Consider the following 15,543-nt stretch of genomic DNA (forward strand, 5'->3'; position numbering starts at 1 on the left):
GCTGATGCCGATGAATGCGCGAATACTTGTTCTTCGATTCCTGCTCGGTATCATCGCGGCCCATCGTCCTTCCCGCCGCCGCCGAAGAAGCTTGCCCCATGACCGCCGTCACCGCTCGCGAGCCGCAGACCGCGCGTTTCCAGGAAAAGCGCGATGCCATCCTCAACGCGGCCGCGGCGCAGTTCAATGCGCAGGGCGTCAAGGGCGCGACCCTGGCCGGCATCGCGGCCAGCGTGGGCCTGGTGACCAACAGCGTCACCTACTACTACCGCAAGAAGGAAGACCTGGCCACCGCCTGCTTCCTGCGCGCCATCGTGCTGTTCGACGGCATCGCCGAGGCCGCGGCGCGCGAGGCCACGGTGGAGGCGCGGGTGCGTGCCTTCCTCGCGGGCCATGCCGCGCTGCTGGCGGCGGTGGCGCTCGGCGAGCATCCGCCCGTGGTGGCCTTCAGCGACGTGCGCGCGCTGCCGAGCCCGCAGCTCGAGACGGTGCACACCGCCTACACCGGCATGTTCCGCCGCGTGCGCGGGCTGCTCAAGGACGAAGCCACTGCGCATTGGCCGCGCGAGATGCGCAATGCCCGCACCCATCTGCTGCTGTCGCTGGTGCACTGGCTGCCGGCCTGGTTCGGCCGCTACGAGGAGGCGCAGTACCCGCGCATGGTCGCGCGCGTGGCCGACATCGTGCTCAACGGGCTCGGCGCGCCGACGTCGCGATGGGAGGCTGCGGCGCTGTCCGATGAGGCCGTGCTGCACCTGCCCACCGACAACCCCGCGATGGATGCCTTCCTGCGCGCGGCCACCGCGCTGCTCAACGAGCAGGGCTACCGCGGCGCCTCGGTCGACAAGATCTCGGCGCGGCTCAACGTCACCAAGGGCTCGTTCTATCACCACAACGACAACAAGCTGGACCTGATCTCGGCCTGCTTCGAGCGCACCTTCGAGGTCATCCGCCGCGCCTTCGACCTCGCCGAGCAAACGGGCAACAGCGGCTGGCAGCGCGCGGGCCTGGCGGCGCGCATGCTGGTGCGCTTCCAGCTCTCGGCCGAGGGCCCGCTGCTGCGTCTCTCGTCGACCAGCGCGCTGCCCGAGGCGGCCGACCGCGCGCGGATTCACAGGACGCTGCAGCAGCGCATCGAGCGCATGGCGGCGATGCTGGTCGACGGTCTCGTCGACGGATCGCTGCGGCCGCTCGATGCCGCGATCGCGGCGCAGCTGGTGGTGGGCCTGATCAACGGCGCGGCCGAGCTGCACCGCTGGGTGCCCGACGCGAGCGAGGCCTCGGTGGTCGAGCTCTACGTGCGGCCGATCTTCATGGGGCTGCTCGGCGAGGCGAGCACGGCCGCCTGAAGCGCAGCAGGGCTCACATGCGCGCGCGATGCGCCTCGTAGCCGGGCTCGAGCTCGACGTCCATCGACTGGAGGAAGCGGCTCACGCAGACATAGAAGCTCGCGGTCAGCACCAGCTCGACCACGGCCGCGTCGTCGAAGCCGCGCTCCCTGAGCTGCGCCACGGTGGTCGCCGAGGCCGAGGGACCGCGCGTGACCTCCTCGGCGAGCTGCAGCACCGCGCGCGCGTCGGCATCGAAGAGATCGCTGTCGCGCCAGTGCGCGAGCGCGTCGATCTGCGCCTCGCTCACGCCGGCTTCGGTGGCCATCGGCAGGTGATGGGCCCATTCGTAGGCGGTGCCCGAGAGCTGCGCGCCGCGCAGGATCATCAGCTCGCGCAGCAGCCGGGGCGTCTTCGCATCCAGGCGCAGCGGCCACGCGAAGTCGAGCCAGCCGCGGAACAGCTCGGGCGCGGTGCCCAGCACGCGGTAGAGATGGGGCAGGTGGAAATCCGGCCCGCGCGCGGCGCGCACGCGCTCGAACAGCGCCGCGGCGGCGGGATCTTCGGGATGCTCGGGCAGCAGGGGAACGCGGGGCATGGCGCTGGGTCCTCGGTCGGTGGATGTCAGGCGGCGCGGGTGTCGGGCCGCAGGCCGGGGGAGGGCACGTTGCCGGCCGTGGCGCCCGCGTCGACCGGCAGGATCACGCCCGTGACCCAGCGCGCCTCGTCGCTCGCGAGGTAGGCCACGGCCTGGCCCACGTCCCAGCCCGAGCCCTCGGTCTGCAGCAGCGAACGCTTGCGGCGCTGCTCGCGCACCTCGGGCGTCATGCGGCCCGCGACCATCGGCGTGTAGACCATGCCGGGCGCCACGCAGTTGACGCGGATGCCCTCGACGCCGTGGTGCGCGGCCATGGCGCGGGTCATGTTGACCACCGCGCCCTTCGAGGTCGGATAGAGCAGCGCCGGCGTGCCGCCGATCAGGCCCGCGACCGAGGCGATGTTGACGATGGCGCCGCGGCCCAGCCTGCGCATCTCGGGGATCGCGTACTTCGCCATCAGCATCATCGAGGTGACGTTGACCCGCAGCGCGTGGTCCCACTCCTCGAGGTCGAGATCGACCGCATTGCCGGCCGGCCCGCCGATGCCGACGTTGTTGACCAGGATGTCGACGCGGCCCCAGGCCTCGACCGCACGGGCCACGGCCTGGCGGCATTGCGCGGCGTCGGACACGTCGCAGGCCAGGGCGAGCGCGCTGCCGCCCTCGGCCACGATCATGCGTTCGGTCTCGCGCGCGCAGTCGAGCTGCGCATCGAGCAGCAGCACCCGCGCGCCGCGGCGCGCGAGCAGCAGGGCGGCGGCGCGGCCGTTGCCGATCTCGGCGCTGCGCGAGCCGGCGCCGGTCACGATCGCGACGCGGCCTTCGAGGCTGCTGCCGGCGGCTTCGGCATGGGGTGTGGGGGCGGTGGAGATGTTCACGGTGCGGGCGCGGGGCCGGGGACGGTGGAGGGAATGGTCCGCAGCTTAAGTCGCGAGGCTGGCACCGGCGAACGGTGTTTCTCCCAGGGTGAATCGTTTCATCGATCGGTGTAGGGCGATCGGACGGGCCACCGTGGAAGAGGATCAGGCCGCGCGCTTGCGCGGCTTCGCGGAGGCCTGCGCGGGCACCGGCCCGCACGAACCGCGCAGCACGAACCGCATGGGCGCGAGCACGCGGCGCGGCGGCGCATCGGGCGCGTCGCGCATGCGCTCGAGCAGCATCCGCACGCCATCCTCGGCCGCGCGGTCGAGGTCCACCGTCACGCTGCTGATCGGCGGGTGGTGGCTGCGCGCGAAGTCCGGATCGCCCAGGGTGACCAGCGAGATGTCCCGCGGAATGCGCAAGCCCTGCGCGGCGATGGCGTTGAGCACGTCGGCCAGCACGCTGGTGCCGAGCGTGACCAGCGCGGTGGGCCGCACCGGGCCCTCGAGCAGTTGCGTGACCGCGTCGAAGGCGGGGCTGGTGGAGGTCGGCAGCCGCACGATGTGCGCGGGCCGCGCCGCCAGGCCGCCGGCCTCGAGCCCGGCCTCGAAGCCCTCGATGCGGCGGCGCATCGGCCGGTTCTGCATGTCGGCCACCACCAGGCCCATCTCGCGATGGCCCAGGCCCGCGAGGTGCAGCACGGCCTCCTTCACGCCGCGCGGATGGTCGAACAGCAGCTGGTCCTGCGCCACGTCCATGTCGCGGTCGAGGATCACGGCCGGGATGCCGAGCTTCTCGACCGCCTCGAGCACCGCCGGGTCGCGCTCGTTGCCCGGCGCGATGATCACGCCGTCCATGCGGCGGCCCTGGAACATCGCGAGGATCTCGAGTTCCCACTGCGGATCGTTGAGGCTGTTGGCCAGCAGCACCATGTAGCCGGCCTCGCGCAGCTTGGCCTCGAAGGTGCGGTAGAGCTTGGCGTAGAGCGGGTTGGCGACGTCGGTGAACATGCAGCCCACCGTGCGCGAGCTGCGCGAGCGCAGCGCCTGCGCCGCATGGTTGAGCCGGTAGTCGAGCTCGCGCATCGCGCGCTCGACGCGCTCGCGCAGCGCGGGGCTCACGTTCTCGACCTTGTTGATCACGCGCGAGACGCTGCCCAGCGACACGCCGGCGAGCGTGGCCACGTCCTTGATGCTCGCCTTGCCGGCCTTGGGTTTCATGCGCAGTGCGGTGCTCGTGCCCGAAAGCGCGAGATTCTATGCAGCGGGTCCGGCTCAGGGCGCCGCGGCCGCTGGCGCCACCATGCGCTGCAGGAAGGGCTGGCGCGCGAACACCGCGTCGCGCGGACCGGCATCGACCACGCGGCCGGCCTCCATCAGCACCACCGCGTCGAAGCGCTCGAGCAGGCTCAGCCGGTGCACCGAGGCGACCACGCAGGCGCGCGGAAAGGCCTGCGCGATGCGTTCGAGCACGCGCGCCTCGGTGGCGGCGTCGAGCGCGCTCGTGGGTTCGTCGAGCAGCAGCAGCGAGCTGCCCTGGGCCGCGAGCACGCCGCGCGCCAGGCACAGCCGCTGGCGCTGGCCGCCCGAGAGGTTGAAGCCGCGCTCCGACACCGCCGTGTCGAGGTCGCCATGCGTGGCGGCCAGCACCTCGTCGAAGGTGCTCGCATGCAGCGCGGCGCGCAGCGCCTCGTCGTCGAAGGGCAGGCCGAAGGCGAGGTTCTCGCGCACGCTGGCCTCGAACAGCTCGGTCTCCTGCGGGATCAGCGTGGCGATGCGGCGCAACTGCGTCCAGTCGGCGGGCTGGCCGTCGAGCGCGAGCACGCCGCCCTGCGGCGCATAGAGGCCCGCGAGCACGCGCAGCAAGGTGCTCTTGCCGCCGCCGCTCGGGCCGACCAGCGCCACGCGTTCGCCGCGGCGCAGCGCGAGCGACACCGCATGCAGGCCGCCGCGCGGGCGTTCCTCGCCGGGGGCTGTCATCGTTGCGGGTGCGCTGCCGCGCGGCGCGTAGTTCCAGTCCAGCGCATCGACGGCCAGCGTCTGCCAGGCGGCCTCGGCATCGATGCGCTCGGTCGCGGGCACCTGCTCGGGCGGCGTGGCCAGCGAGTCGCCCTTCGGCGCCTCCCAGATCGGCGCGGCGCTGCCGTAGTCGGTGTGCATGCGCGCGAAGAAGCTGAAGTTGGCCGCCACCGAGGTGACCACGCCCGCGGCCTGCTGCGCGTACTGGTAGATCATGAACACGCCGCCCAGCATCACGGCCTGGCCCGGCGTGCGCGACTGCCAGACGTAGATGACCACCAGCCCCCAGGTCAGCGCCAGGCCCATCAGGTCGACCGCGAACCACTTGCCCTCGTTGAGCACCACGGTGCGCTTCAGCGGCTCGGACACCGCGCGCATGCGCCGGCGCAGCAGCAGCCGCGAGGCGCCCTGCAGCCGCAGGCCGATCACGGTCGAGGCGTTGCCAAGGAAGTCGAGCAGCGCCGCCACGTAGCGGCGGTCGGCGTCGTTCTCGGTGCGCGCCAGCCGCATCAGCGCGCGGTCGATGCGCAGGATCACGACCGCGATCAGCACGTAGCCCGCGAGCGCCGTGGCCCCGCTGGTGCGCGACAGCAGCGCCAGCGCCACCAGCGGCCCGACGAAGTTGACGAGGTTGGTGAGCCAGATGAACTGGTTCTGCGCGAAGTCCGACAGCGCGCGGCTGGCCTGGTGCACCCGGTGCTGCAGCTCGCCCGAATGGTGGCCGTCGTGCCAGGCCAGCGGCGCCGCGGCGATGCGCGCATAGAGCTGGTCGGCCAGCGTCTCGCGCACCTTCACGCCCACGTTGCGCTCGAGGATGCGGCCCGGCCCGTGCAGCGCCCAGGCGCCCACGTAGACCCCGGCCAGCGTGGCGATCCAGCGGCCGGCGCCGCCGAAGTCGCCGCGCTGCAGCGCGTTGATGGCCTGGCCCGCGAGGTAGGGCAGGGTGAGGCGGATCAGCTGCGAGCTGGCCAGCAGCGCGGTGGCGCCCAGCAACTGGCCTCGCGCGCCGGCGGCGAAGTGCCACAGGGCTGCATAGAGTTCGCGGATGGCGCTGCCGGGCCGGGTGCTCGTGGATTGCATGGGGGCAGTGTGCCCAAGGCCGAGGGTCGCCCGGCGTAGGAGCGCGGCACGCACGCGTCGCTGATCCGCAACGAGGCGATGCAAAAGTAACTTTATGTATGGTTAAATCCGCCGCAACTTACGCGAAGTAGAGGACGAGGGATCCCATGAAGCTGCTGTTGAGCCTTGCGTGCGCGGTCGTGGCCCTGGCCGGCTGCGTCAGCACGCCGACGACGCCGACCGAGCCGGGAACCGGCCGCGGCCTGTCCTATGTACCCATGGTGGCGATGCAGGGCGTGGACAAGGCGCGCTACGACGCCGACGTGGCCGACTGCCGCACCTCCGCCCTGCGCATCACGGCACGCAACGAGGACAACAACGGCATGTGGGCCGCCTTCGGCCTGGGCCTGATCACCGTGCACGGCCAGGGCATCGCGGGCGCCGCCGCCTGGACCAGCGTTGCCGCGGTCGTGGCCGACATGACTTCGCGCCCGCCCGAAGCCGTGATCGCCGAGCACCAGCAGATCGCCGTGGTCCATTGCATGACCAAGCGCGGCTACCGCAACCTCGACCCCAACGTGCGCGACAGCTTCTATGCCTACGGCTACTCGCCGGTCGAATCGTTCGCGCCGCGCCGCACCGGCGTCGACACCTACAACGTCGAGCGGATCGCGAAGAACGGCCGCTGCAACCTGCAGCCGCGCGCCGAACTCACGGCCAAGGGCCCGGGCTACGAGGCCTACACCGTGCCGTGCGAGAACGGTGGCAGCTGGGCCGTGCGCTGCGAGTTCGGCCAGTGCCGCGTGCTGGCGCAGGCGCCCATGCGGCGCTCCTGAACCGGGTTCGACCGGTCAAGAAAAAAGCGGCGCCTCGGCGCCGCTTCTTCGTTGGGCTGGCTCAACGCCAGACGTAGTGCCCGCGCACCAGCCGGCCGTGTTCGCGGTGGGCCGGCACCCAGACCTTGTGCTTGCGGTGGTGCGGTGCCATGTGCGGCCGGTCGTAGCCGGGGCCGCCATGGGGCTGGGCCATGACGGCGCCGGAGGAAGCGAGCAGGCCGAGGGCGGCCGCGAGGATGAAGAGGGTCTTTTTCATGTTGGAGTCCTTCATGGGAGTGGATGCGCGGCGAAGCACCGTCGCAGGGGCTTCGATCCGCAAGGTGGAACCTTAGTTCGCTTCGGTGACGGCGTCGCGTAGGCGCTCGCGCAGTCCGTGCGCGGGCGCGCGGCCCTTGAAGGCGTGCAGCTCAGTTCACGACCAGCCCGCGCAGCGCGGGATCGGCCGGCGGCGGCTTCAGGTCCATCTCGTGCAGGGTCTTCACCAGCAGCTCGGCGATCATCAGGTTGCGGTGCCGCTTGCTGTTGGCCGGGATCACGTGCCAGGGCGCATGCGCGCTCGAGGTCGCGGCCAGTGCCTTGTCGTAGGCGCGCTGGTAGGCATCCCACTTGGTGCGCACCTCGAGGTCGGCCATGCTGAACTTCCATTCCTTGCCGGGCGTGTCGATGCGCGCCTGCAGTCGCTGGCGCTGCTCTTCCTTGTCGATGTGCAGCATGCACTTCACGATGGTGGTGCCGGTTTCCACGAGCAAGCGCTCGAAGTCCTCGATCTGCGCATAGCGGCGCTTCGTTTCGGCCTTGTCGATCCAGCCTTCGACCACCGGCACCAGCACGTCCTCGTAGTGGCTGCGGTTCCACACCATGACCTCGCCGGTGCGCGGCACCACGGCATGGCAGCGCCACAGGTAGTCGTGCGCGCGCTCCTCGTCGTTGGGCGCCTTGAAGGCGCTCACGCGCACGCCCAGCGGCGAGGTGCGCGAGAACACCCAGCGCACGGTGCCGTCCTTGCCGCTGGTGTCCATGCCCTGCAGCACCACCAGCAGCTTGCGCCGGCCTTCGGCATGCAGCAGGTTCTGCAGTTCGTCGAGCTCGATCGCCAGGGCGTCGAGGCGGTCGCGCTGCGCGGCCTCGTTGCCCTTGAGGAAGGGCGTGTCGCCGGGATCGATGCGGGAAAGCTGGAACTTGCTGCCGACGCGGTACTTCTTGAAGCTGGCCATGGCCTGCGGTCTCCGTTGAATGAACGAAGGCCACAGGGTACGCGATGCACGCGCCGCGGCTGTCAGCGCTCGTCGGGATCGATCGAGGCGCTCCAGCGGTTGTCCCACTCGGCATGGCGCGCCGCGTCGTCGAGCACGCGCCGGTCGCGCTTGGTCGGGCGGCCCTGCTCGATGGCGAGCGCGGGTTCGCTGCCCATGCGGCGCTGCTCGCGGAAGGCGGCCTGCGCGGCCAGGCTCTCGGGCGTTTCCTCGTAGAGCTGCTGGGCCACCGGCGCCGGGCCGCGCTGGCCGCTGAGGCCGCGCACGGCGACGGTGCGGGTCAGCGGCCCGAGCCGGATCGAGACGGTGTCGCCGACCTTGACCTCGCGCGAGGCCTTGGCGACATCGCCGTTCACCAGGATGCGGTTCTTGCCGATCTCCTCGGCCGCCAGCGAGCGGGTCTTGAAGAAGCGGGCGGCCCAAAGCCATTTGTCGATGCGAAGACGATCCATAAATCAGGAGGTGTGCCGGTCCAGGGGCAGGTGCACGACGGCGTCGAGCCCGGCGATATTGTCCCGCGTGTCGGGGCCCGTGCGGTTGTCGAGCGCGATCCGGCCGTCGAGCGCGAGCACGATCTCGCGGCAGATCGCGAGGCCCAGGCCCGAGCCGCTGGCGCTGTCGCCGGCCGAGAAGGGCGCGAACAGCCGCTGCCGCAGCTCGGCGGAGATGCCCGGGCCGCTGTCGCGCACCCGCAGCATCGCCTCGCCGGCCTCGGCGCGCACCGCCACCGACAGCGCGCCGCCGGCCGGCGACTGCTTGATCGCGTTGTGCAGCAGGTTGCGCGTGAGCTCCTGCAGCATCCAGCGGTGGGCGCGCACCGGCACCGGCGCGTCGGCATCGAGCTCGAAGTCCAGCGCCTTGTCGGCGATCAGCGGCGACAGGTCGAGCACGATCTGGCGCGCCACCTCGGCCAGGTCGAGCCGCACCGACTCGGGCTGCTGGCGCAACTGCTCCACCTTGGCCAGCGAGAGCATCTGGTTGGCCAGCGCGGTCGCGCGGTCCACGGTCTGATTGATCTCGACCAGCGCCTGCTCGGGCGCCAGATCGCCGCGGCGCGCCGACTGCACCTGGGCCTTGAGCACCGCCAGCGGGGTGCGCAGCTGGTGCGCGCTGTCGCGCACGAAGCGCTTCTGGTGGTCGAGCAGCCGCTGCAGCCGCCCCATGACCTCGGTGGTGGCATCGATCAGCGGGCGCAGCTCGCGCGGCGCATCGGGTGCATCGATCGGCGACAGGTCGTCCGCCGCGCGCCGGTCGATCGCTTCACCGAGCTGGCGCACCGGCCGGGTCGCGCGCTGCACCACGAACACCGTGACGGCCGCGATCACGCCCATCAGCAGCAGCTGGCGCCACAGCGTGTCGAGCAGCAGCTTGCGCACCAGGGTCTCGCGCAGCTCCAGGGTCTCGGCCACCTGCACCACGGCCATGCCGCGGCCGCGCGCGCTGGCCACCGGCTGCAGCAGCACCGCCACGCGCACCGGCTGGTCGCGAAAGCGCGCGTCGTAGAAGTCGACCAGCGCGGCGTAGGGCGTGCGATCGGGAATGCGGCCGTGCCAGAACGGCAGCTCGCCGAAGCCCGAGATCATCTCGCCATGCAGCGTCGAGACGCGGTAGAAGAGCCGGCTGCGGTTGTCGGCCTCGAAGGCCTCGAGCGCCGAGTAGGGCACGATCGCGCGCAGCTCGGCATGCTCGTCGTAGCCCTCCACGTCGAGCTGTTCGCCGATGGTCTTGGCCGAGGCGAGCAGCGTGCGGTCGTAGGCGGTGGTGGCGGCGGCCAGGCTCTGGCGGTAGAGGCTCACGCTGTTGATCACGATCAGCAGCGCGACCGGCGCGAGGATGCCGAACAGCAGCCTCGCGCGCAGCGACAGGTTGGTCGTCATGGCTCCGCGCGAAGCAGGTAGCCGAGCCCGCGCAGCGTCATCAGCGCGGCGCCGGTGCCCACGAGCTTCTTGCGCAGCCGGTACACCACCACCTCGACCGCCTCGTACTGCACGTCGGTCTCGCCCGGGAACACCAGCTCGAACAGCCGTTCCTTGGTGAGCGCGTGGCCGGGTTTCATCATCAGCGCCTTGAGCAGCGCGAGCTCGCGCGGCGTGAGCTCGAGCACCTCGGCGCGGTGGTAGATGGCGCCGCTGTCGGGCTCGAAGCGCAGGCCGCCGACCTCCTGCGGATTGAGCACCGGGTCGGGCCCGGCGTTCTGGTTGCGCCGGCGCAGCGCGCGGATGCGGGCCTCGAGCTCGTCGAGGTCGAAGGGCTTGGGCAGGTAGTCGTCGGCGCCGGCATTGAGGCCGACGATGCGGTCGCCCACGGTGCCGCGCGCGGTCAGCAGCAGCACCGGTGTGCGCAGGCCCTCGGCGCGTGCCTGCGCCAGCACCTGCAGGCCGTCGAGGTTGGGCAGGCTCAGGTCGAGCGCCACCACGTCGGGCTCGATCGCGCGCCAGTGCTCGAGCGCGAGCGCGCCGTCGCCGCAGACCCGCACGTCGATCTTGCGGCGCGCGAGGCTGCGCTGCAGCGTGACCTGCATCGAGGGATCGTCTTCGACCAGCAGCAACTTCATGGATCGGGGCGGCCGGTGGGGGGCGCGCGCAAAGCTCGGAAAGGGGCTCGGGGCGGGGGGAGGGCTTCGGTGTTTTCCCCAGTCCGGTGGACAGCCAACTGACAGCGGGGCGGCGCATGATAGCGGTTCAGGTCCAAGTCAGGTTCCGTTCCTTTTCCCCCTCAGGAGACACCAACGATGCGTCGCGATACCTTTTTGAAGTCCCTGGCCGCGCTGGCCGCCGCCGGCGCGCTGCCGCTGTCGGCACGCGCCGCAGCCAACGTCAAGATGATGATTCCCGCCAACCCCGGCGGCGGATGGGACACCACGGGTCGCGCGCTGGGCAAGGCGCTGACGGACGCCAAGGTGGCCGATACGGTGGCCTACGACAACAAGGGCGGCGCGGCCGGCGCGCTGGGCCTGGCCCAGTTCGTCAACGGTTCCAAGGGCGATCCGAACGCGCTGATGGTGATGGGCTCGGTCATGCTGGGCGGCATCATCACCGGCAAGCCGCCGGTCAAGCTCGAGCAGGCCACGCCGATCGCGCGCATGACCACCGAATACAACGTCTTCGTGCTGCCCTCGAACTCGCCGTTCAAGACCATGAAGGACGTGGTCGAGCAGCTCAAGAAGGACCCGGGCAGCGTCAAGTGGGGCGGCGGTTCGCGCGGCTCCACCGAGCACATCGCCGCGGCCATGATCGCGCAGAAGGTCGGCGCCGATCCCTCGAAGATCAACTACGTGGCCTTCCGCGGAGGCGGCGAGGCCACCGCGGCCATCCTCGGCGGCAACGTCACGATCGGCGGCAGCGGCTACAGCGAGTTCGCCGAATACATCGCGGCCGGCAAGATGAAGCCCATCGCCGTCACCTCGGCCCAGCGCCTGCCCGGCATCAACGTGCCCACGCTCAAGGAGCAGGGCATCGACGTCGAGATCGGCAACTGGCGCGGCGTGTACGGCGCGCCCGGCATCAGCGCCGAGCAGCGCAAGGCCCTGACCGAGATGGTGCTGGCCGCGCTCAAGAGCGCCTCGTGGGCCGAGTCGCTCAAGAAGAACGACTGGACGCCGGCCGTGCTCTCGGGTGACGCCTTCAGCAAGTTCGTCGACGACGACTTCGCGAGCCTGCGCGCCATCATGGCCAAGTCCGGCATGGTCTGAGCCTCCGCTCCACCCAGCCCACACGGCGCGCTGTCCCCCACGACAGCGTGCCGTTTTCAAATCCAGCCCGTCTCGCTCGAATCCGGGAGCCAGAAATGACAACACCAAATCCCTCGATGGCGCCGCCCGACCCGGGCGCCGCCCCCGCCGCGCCGTCCGCGCCGTGGCCTCAAACGGTCGTCGGCGTCGGCGTGCTGCTGACCGGCGCCGCGCTGGCCTTCGGCGCCATCGGCATTTCCTCCGAGGCCGGCTACGGCGGCGTCGGCCCCAACTTCCTGCCCTGGCTGGTGTCCATCGTGCTGATCATCTGCGGCGCCTGGATCACCTGGGAAGCGCGCAGTGGCGGCTTCCGCGAACTCGAGGCGCCCTCGGGCGACGACCGCGCCTACTGGCCCGGCTTCGTCTGGGTCTCGGCCGGGCTGCTGCTCAACGCGGCGCTGATCACCACCATCGGCTTCATCCTGAGCTGCGCGCTGTGCTACCTGCTCGCGGTGCAGGGCCTGCGCCGCGCGAGCGGCCAGTCGGCCGCCGGCTCGGCGCGCACCTGGGTGGTCGATTTCCTGACCGGCGTCGCGATCTCGGCGCCGGTGTTCTGGATGTTCACCAAGTTCCTGGCCATCAGCCTGCCGGGCCTCACTGCTACCGGGTGGATCTGACATGGACATCTTCAACGCCCTCATGAGCGGCTTCGCAGCCGCGATCACTCCGATCAACCTGCTGTGGTGCCTGATCGGTTGCGCGCTGGGCACGGCCGTCGGCGTGCTGCCCGGCATCGGCCCCGCGGTCGCGGTGGCGATGCTGCTGCCGATCACCGGCAAGGTCGACATCACGGCCTCGATGATCTTCTTCTCGGGCATCTACTACGGCGCCATGTACGGCGGCTCGACCACCTCGATCCTGCTCAACACGCCCGGCGAAACCGCCAGCATGGTGACGGCGATGGAGGGCAACAAGATGGCCAAGAGCGGCCGCGCGGGCGCGGCGCTCGCCACCGCGGCCATCGGCTCCTTCGTCGCCGGCACCATCGCCACCGTGGTCGTCACGCTGTTCGCGCCCTTCGTGGCCGATTACGCGGTGCGGCTCGCGGCGCCCGAGTATTTCCTGTTGATGCTGCTGGCCTTCACCACCGTGAGCGCGGTGCTCGGCAAGAGCACGCTGCGCGGCATGACGGCGCTGTTCGCGGGCCTCGCGATCGGCTGCGTCGGCCTCGACCAGATCTCGGGCCAGGGCCGCTACACGGGCGACATGCCCGAGCTGCTCGACGGCATCGAGATCGTGCTGGTGGCCGTGGGCCTGTTCGCGGTGGCCGAGGTGCTCTACGCGGTGCTCTACGAAGGCCGCGTGGTCGAGGGCCAGAACAAGCTGACCCGGGTGCACATGACGAAGCGCGACTGGAAGCGCTCGATCCCGGCCTGGCTGCGCGGCGCGGCCATCGGCACGCCCTTCGGCTGCATCCCGGCCGGCGGCACCGAGATCCCGACCTTCCTGAGCTATGCCACCGAGAAGAAGATGGCGAAGGACGCGGACGCCAAGCAGGAGTTCGGCACCACCGGCGCCATCGAGGGCGTGGCCGGTCCCGAGGCCGCGAACAACGCCACCGTGACGGCGGCGCTGATCCCGCTGCTCACGCTCGGCATCCCGACCTCGAACACCACGGCCATCATGCTGGGCGCGTTCCAGAACTACGGCATTCAGCCGGGCCCGCAGCTGTTCACCACCTCGGCCGCGCTGGTCTGGGCGCTGATCGCCTCGCTCTACATCGGCAACCTCATGCTGCTGGTGCTGAACCTGCCGATGGTGGGCCTGTGGGTCAAGCTGCTCAAGATCCCGAAGCCGCAGCTCTATGCGGGCATCCTGATCTTCGCGACCGTCGGTGCCTACGGCATGCGCCAGAACACCTTCGACCTGTTCCTGCTCTATGCCATCGGCCTGCTGGGCGTGGTGATGCGGCGCTTCGACTTCCCGACCGCGCCGGTGGTGGTCGGCATGATCCTGGGCCCGCTGGCCGAGGCCAACCTGCGCAACGCCATCTCGATGGGGCAGGGCAGCCCGGTGGTGTTCTTCCAGCGGCCCGAGTCGATCGTGATCGTCATCGTGATCGTCGCCGTGCTGGTGCTGCCGCGCGTGGCCAAGCGCATGAGCGAGAAGAAACTCGCGCGGCTCGCGGCCTCGAGCTGAGGCCGGTCGCCAACCGACACAGCGCCGCGGGCAGCGATGCCCGCGGCGCTTTTTCTTTGGGTTGCCGCCCTGTGCGCGAACACGAACGGTTTCAGGTACCGGCCGAATTCCATAAAATGAGAACTATTCTTATTCGTTGATGGGTGCCCGGCACTCGTTGGAGAAGTGCCATGGCCGCGGCCGAATCCGCCTTGCAGCAGGAAGTCCGAAGCTTGTACAGCGACCATCACGGCTGGCTGCAGGGCTGGCTGCGCCGTCGCCTGGGCAATGCCTTCGATGCCGCGGACCTCGCGCACGACGTCTTCCTCCGCCTGCTGGCGCGCCGCGAACCGGTGGGCATGAAGGAGCCGCGCGCCTACCTGTCGTCGGTGGCGCGCGGCCTGGTGATCGACCACTGGCGCCGCCGCGAGCTCGAGCAGGCCTGGCTCGAAACCCTCGCGCAGATGCCCGAGGCCACCGCGCCTTCGCCCGAGCAACGCCTGCTGATCCTCGAGGCGCTGGTCGAGATCGACCGCATGCTCGACACGCTCAAGCCCGCCGTGCGCAGCGCCTTCCTGCTGGCCCAGTTCGACGGCCTGAGCTGCCGCGAGATCGGCGAGCGGCTGGGCGTCTCGCTCGCCACCGCCGAGCGCTACGTGGCGAAGGCGCTGCGGGCCTGCTACGCCTTCCGCTTCGAAGCATGAGCGTGGTTCTGCCCGACAGCGTGATCGACGCCGCCATCCTGTGGTCGGTGCGGCTGGCCCATGGCGAACCCACGCCGAAGATGCAGCGCGCGCACGCGCAATGGCTGGCGGCCGATCCGCGCCATGCGCAGGCCTGGCAGCGTGTCGGCGACCTGCGGCGCGGCTTTGCCGGTGTGCCGGCCGGCCCCGCGCGCGACACCCTGCAGGCCGCGCAGCTGCATCGGCAGCAGCGCGGCCGCCGTGGCGCGCTCAAGCTGCTGTCGCTGGCCGGGGCGGCGCTGGGCGCCGGCTGGCTGCTGCGCGAGCATGCGCCGTGGCAGCGCCTGCTGGCCGATGCCAGCACCGGCACCGGCGAGCAGCGCACGCTGCGGCTGGCCGACGGCACGACGCTGGTGCTCAACACCGACAGCGCGGTCAGCACCGACCTGAACGGCGAGCGCCGCCTCGTGGTGCTGCGGCGCGGCGAGATCATGGTCAGCACCGGCGACGATGCTGGCGCCGCCGCCAAACGCCCGTTCTGGGTCTACACGCCGTTCGGCCGGATGCAGGCGCTGGGCACGCGCTTCGTGGTGCGCATCGACGAACGGCGCGCGCGCGTCAGCGTGCAGCAGGGCGCGGTGGCGCTGCATCCGGGCGACGGTCCCGCCGAGGCCGTGGTGCAGGCGGGCCAGAGCCGCTGGCTCGCCGAATCGGGCAGCACGCCGGCCGCCAGCCGCGGCTTCGACGAGGACGGCTGGGTCGACGGCGTGATCGCCGGCCGGAACATCCGCATGGCCGACCTGCTGGCCGAGCTCGGCCGCTACCGCCATGGCGTGGTGCTGTGCGATCCGGCCGTGGCCGAGCTGCGGGTTTCGGGCGTGTTCCATGTGCGCGACAGCGACCGCGCGCTGCAGTTCCTCGCGCAGACGCAGCCGATCTCGGTGCGGCTGCGCACGCGCTACTGGGTGTCGGTCGGGCCGCCGGCCTGAGCGGGCTTTTAAAAAAAATTTCGAGGATGGCGCGAAAAAACTGAGGGGATCGCGTTTCTCGTCCGACCTC

16 protein-coding genes are annotated in these 15,543 nt (G+C 70.9%); 7 read left to right on the forward strand and 9 right to left on the reverse strand.

Annotated features, from left to right (window positions below):
• Positions 1-98 precede the first annotated feature (98 nt).
• Positions 99-1,349 carry a TetR/AcrR family transcriptional regulator gene (locus AC07PU_RS12535; protein WP_495317826.1) on the forward strand — a complete coding sequence of 417 codons (1,251 nt, stop codon included), beginning with the start codon at positions 99-101 and terminating at the stop codon, positions 1,347-1,349.
• A gap of 13 nt (positions 1,350-1,362) precedes the next feature.
• Here the strand turns inward: AC07PU_RS12535 and AC07PU_RS12540 are convergent, their stop codons facing one another.
• The 4 genes from AC07PU_RS12540 to AC07PU_RS12555 all read right to left on the reverse strand — a co-directional run bounded on the left by AC07PU_RS12540 (position 1,363) and on the right by AC07PU_RS12555 (position 5,885).
• Positions 1,363-1,926, reverse strand: a complete 564-nt coding sequence (locus tag AC07PU_RS12540; RefSeq protein ID WP_495317828.1) for a carboxymuconolactone decarboxylase family protein — start codon at positions 1,924-1,926, stop codon at positions 1,363-1,365.
• Positions 1,927-1,952: 26 nt separating this feature from the next.
• Positions 1,953-2,804 carry an SDR family NAD(P)-dependent oxidoreductase gene (locus AC07PU_RS12545; RefSeq protein ID WP_495317830.1) on the reverse strand — a complete coding sequence of 284 codons (852 nt, stop codon included), beginning with the start codon at positions 2,802-2,804 and terminating at the stop codon, positions 1,953-1,955.
• Between the two features lie 144 nt (positions 2,805-2,948).
• Positions 2,949-4,007 (reverse strand): LacI family DNA-binding transcriptional regulator, encoded by a 1,059-nt coding sequence (locus tag AC07PU_RS12550; protein ID WP_495317832.1) that lies wholly within the window; start codon positions 4,005-4,007, stop codon positions 2,949-2,951.
• A 54-nt stretch (positions 4,008-4,061) separates the two neighbouring features.
• On the reverse strand, positions 4,062-5,885 hold the full coding sequence (locus tag AC07PU_RS12555) for an ABC transporter ATP-binding protein (RefSeq protein WP_495317834.1): 1,824 nt from the start codon (positions 5,883-5,885) through the stop codon (positions 4,062-4,064).
• Positions 5,886-6,031: 146 nt separating this feature from the next.
• Between AC07PU_RS12555 and AC07PU_RS12560 the strand changes: the two genes are divergently transcribed.
• The gene (locus AC07PU_RS12560) at positions 6,032-6,700 is read left to right on the forward strand and encodes a hypothetical protein (RefSeq protein ID WP_495317836.1); all 669 of its coding nucleotides are present in this window, start codon (positions 6,032-6,034) and stop codon (positions 6,698-6,700) included.
• Positions 6,701-6,761: 61 nt separating this feature from the next.
• On the opposite strand, the gene AC07PU_RS12565 is transcribed toward AC07PU_RS12560, so the two are convergent.
• From AC07PU_RS12565 to AC07PU_RS12585, 5 genes are all read right to left on the reverse strand, one after another.
• Positions 6,762-6,956: a hypothetical protein gene (locus AC07PU_RS12565; RefSeq protein ID WP_143129176.1), complete on the reverse strand. Its 195-nt coding sequence runs from the start codon at positions 6,954-6,956 to the stop codon at positions 6,762-6,764.
• Positions 6,957-7,107: 151 nt separating this feature from the next.
• Positions 7,108-7,914, reverse strand: a complete 807-nt coding sequence (locus tag AC07PU_RS12570; RefSeq protein ID WP_057596507.1) for a PPK2 family polyphosphate kinase — start codon at positions 7,912-7,914, stop codon at positions 7,108-7,110.
• 62 nt (positions 7,915-7,976) lie between these two features.
• On the reverse strand, positions 7,977-8,405 hold the full coding sequence (locus AC07PU_RS12575; protein WP_203201325.1) for an RNA-binding S4 domain-containing protein: 429 nt from the start codon (positions 8,403-8,405) through the stop codon (positions 7,977-7,979).
• 3 nt (positions 8,406-8,408) lie between these two features.
• Positions 8,409-9,830, reverse strand: a complete 1,422-nt coding sequence (locus AC07PU_RS12580) for a sensor histidine kinase (RefSeq protein WP_495317839.1) — start codon at positions 9,828-9,830, stop codon at positions 8,409-8,411.
• Positions 9,827-10,507 carry a response regulator gene (locus tag AC07PU_RS12585; RefSeq protein WP_495317841.1) on the reverse strand — a complete coding sequence of 227 codons (681 nt, stop codon included), beginning with the start codon at positions 10,505-10,507 and terminating at the stop codon, positions 9,827-9,829. The genes AC07PU_RS12580 and AC07PU_RS12585 overlap by 4 nt, the downstream gene beginning before the upstream one ends.
• Before the next feature lie 177 nt (positions 10,508-10,684).
• Between AC07PU_RS12585 and AC07PU_RS12590 the strand changes: the two genes are divergently transcribed.
• The 5 genes from AC07PU_RS12590 to AC07PU_RS12610 all read left to right on the forward strand — a co-directional run bounded on the left by AC07PU_RS12590 (position 10,685) and on the right by AC07PU_RS12610 (position 15,473).
• A complete protein-coding gene (locus AC07PU_RS12590) occupies positions 10,685-11,644 on the forward strand; it encodes a Bug family tripartite tricarboxylate transporter substrate binding protein (RefSeq protein ID WP_093344272.1) in 960 nt (319 codons plus the stop codon).
• Positions 11,645-11,760: 116 nt separating this feature from the next.
• On the forward strand, positions 11,761-12,300 hold the full coding sequence (locus AC07PU_RS12595; RefSeq protein WP_296781936.1) for a tripartite tricarboxylate transporter TctB family protein: 540 nt from the start codon (positions 11,761-11,763) through the stop codon (positions 12,298-12,300).
• A gap of 1 nt (position 12,301) precedes the next feature.
• Positions 12,302-13,822, forward strand: coding sequence for a tripartite tricarboxylate transporter permease (locus AC07PU_RS12600; protein WP_093344269.1), 1,521 nt, complete (start codon positions 12,302-12,304; stop codon positions 13,820-13,822).
• Positions 13,823-13,992: 170 nt separating this feature from the next.
• Positions 13,993-14,505 carry a sigma-70 family RNA polymerase sigma factor gene (locus AC07PU_RS12605; RefSeq protein WP_208507840.1) on the forward strand — a complete coding sequence of 171 codons (513 nt, stop codon included), beginning with the start codon at positions 13,993-13,995 and terminating at the stop codon, positions 14,503-14,505.
• Positions 14,502-15,473 (forward strand): FecR domain-containing protein, encoded by a 972-nt coding sequence (locus AC07PU_RS12610; protein WP_495317844.1) that lies wholly within the window; start codon positions 14,502-14,504, stop codon positions 15,471-15,473. The genes AC07PU_RS12605 and AC07PU_RS12610 overlap by 4 nt, the downstream gene beginning before the upstream one ends.
• Positions 15,474-15,543: the final 70 nt, after the last annotated feature.

This window comes from Variovorax sp. GW821-FHT10D07 (assembly GCF_059415325.1).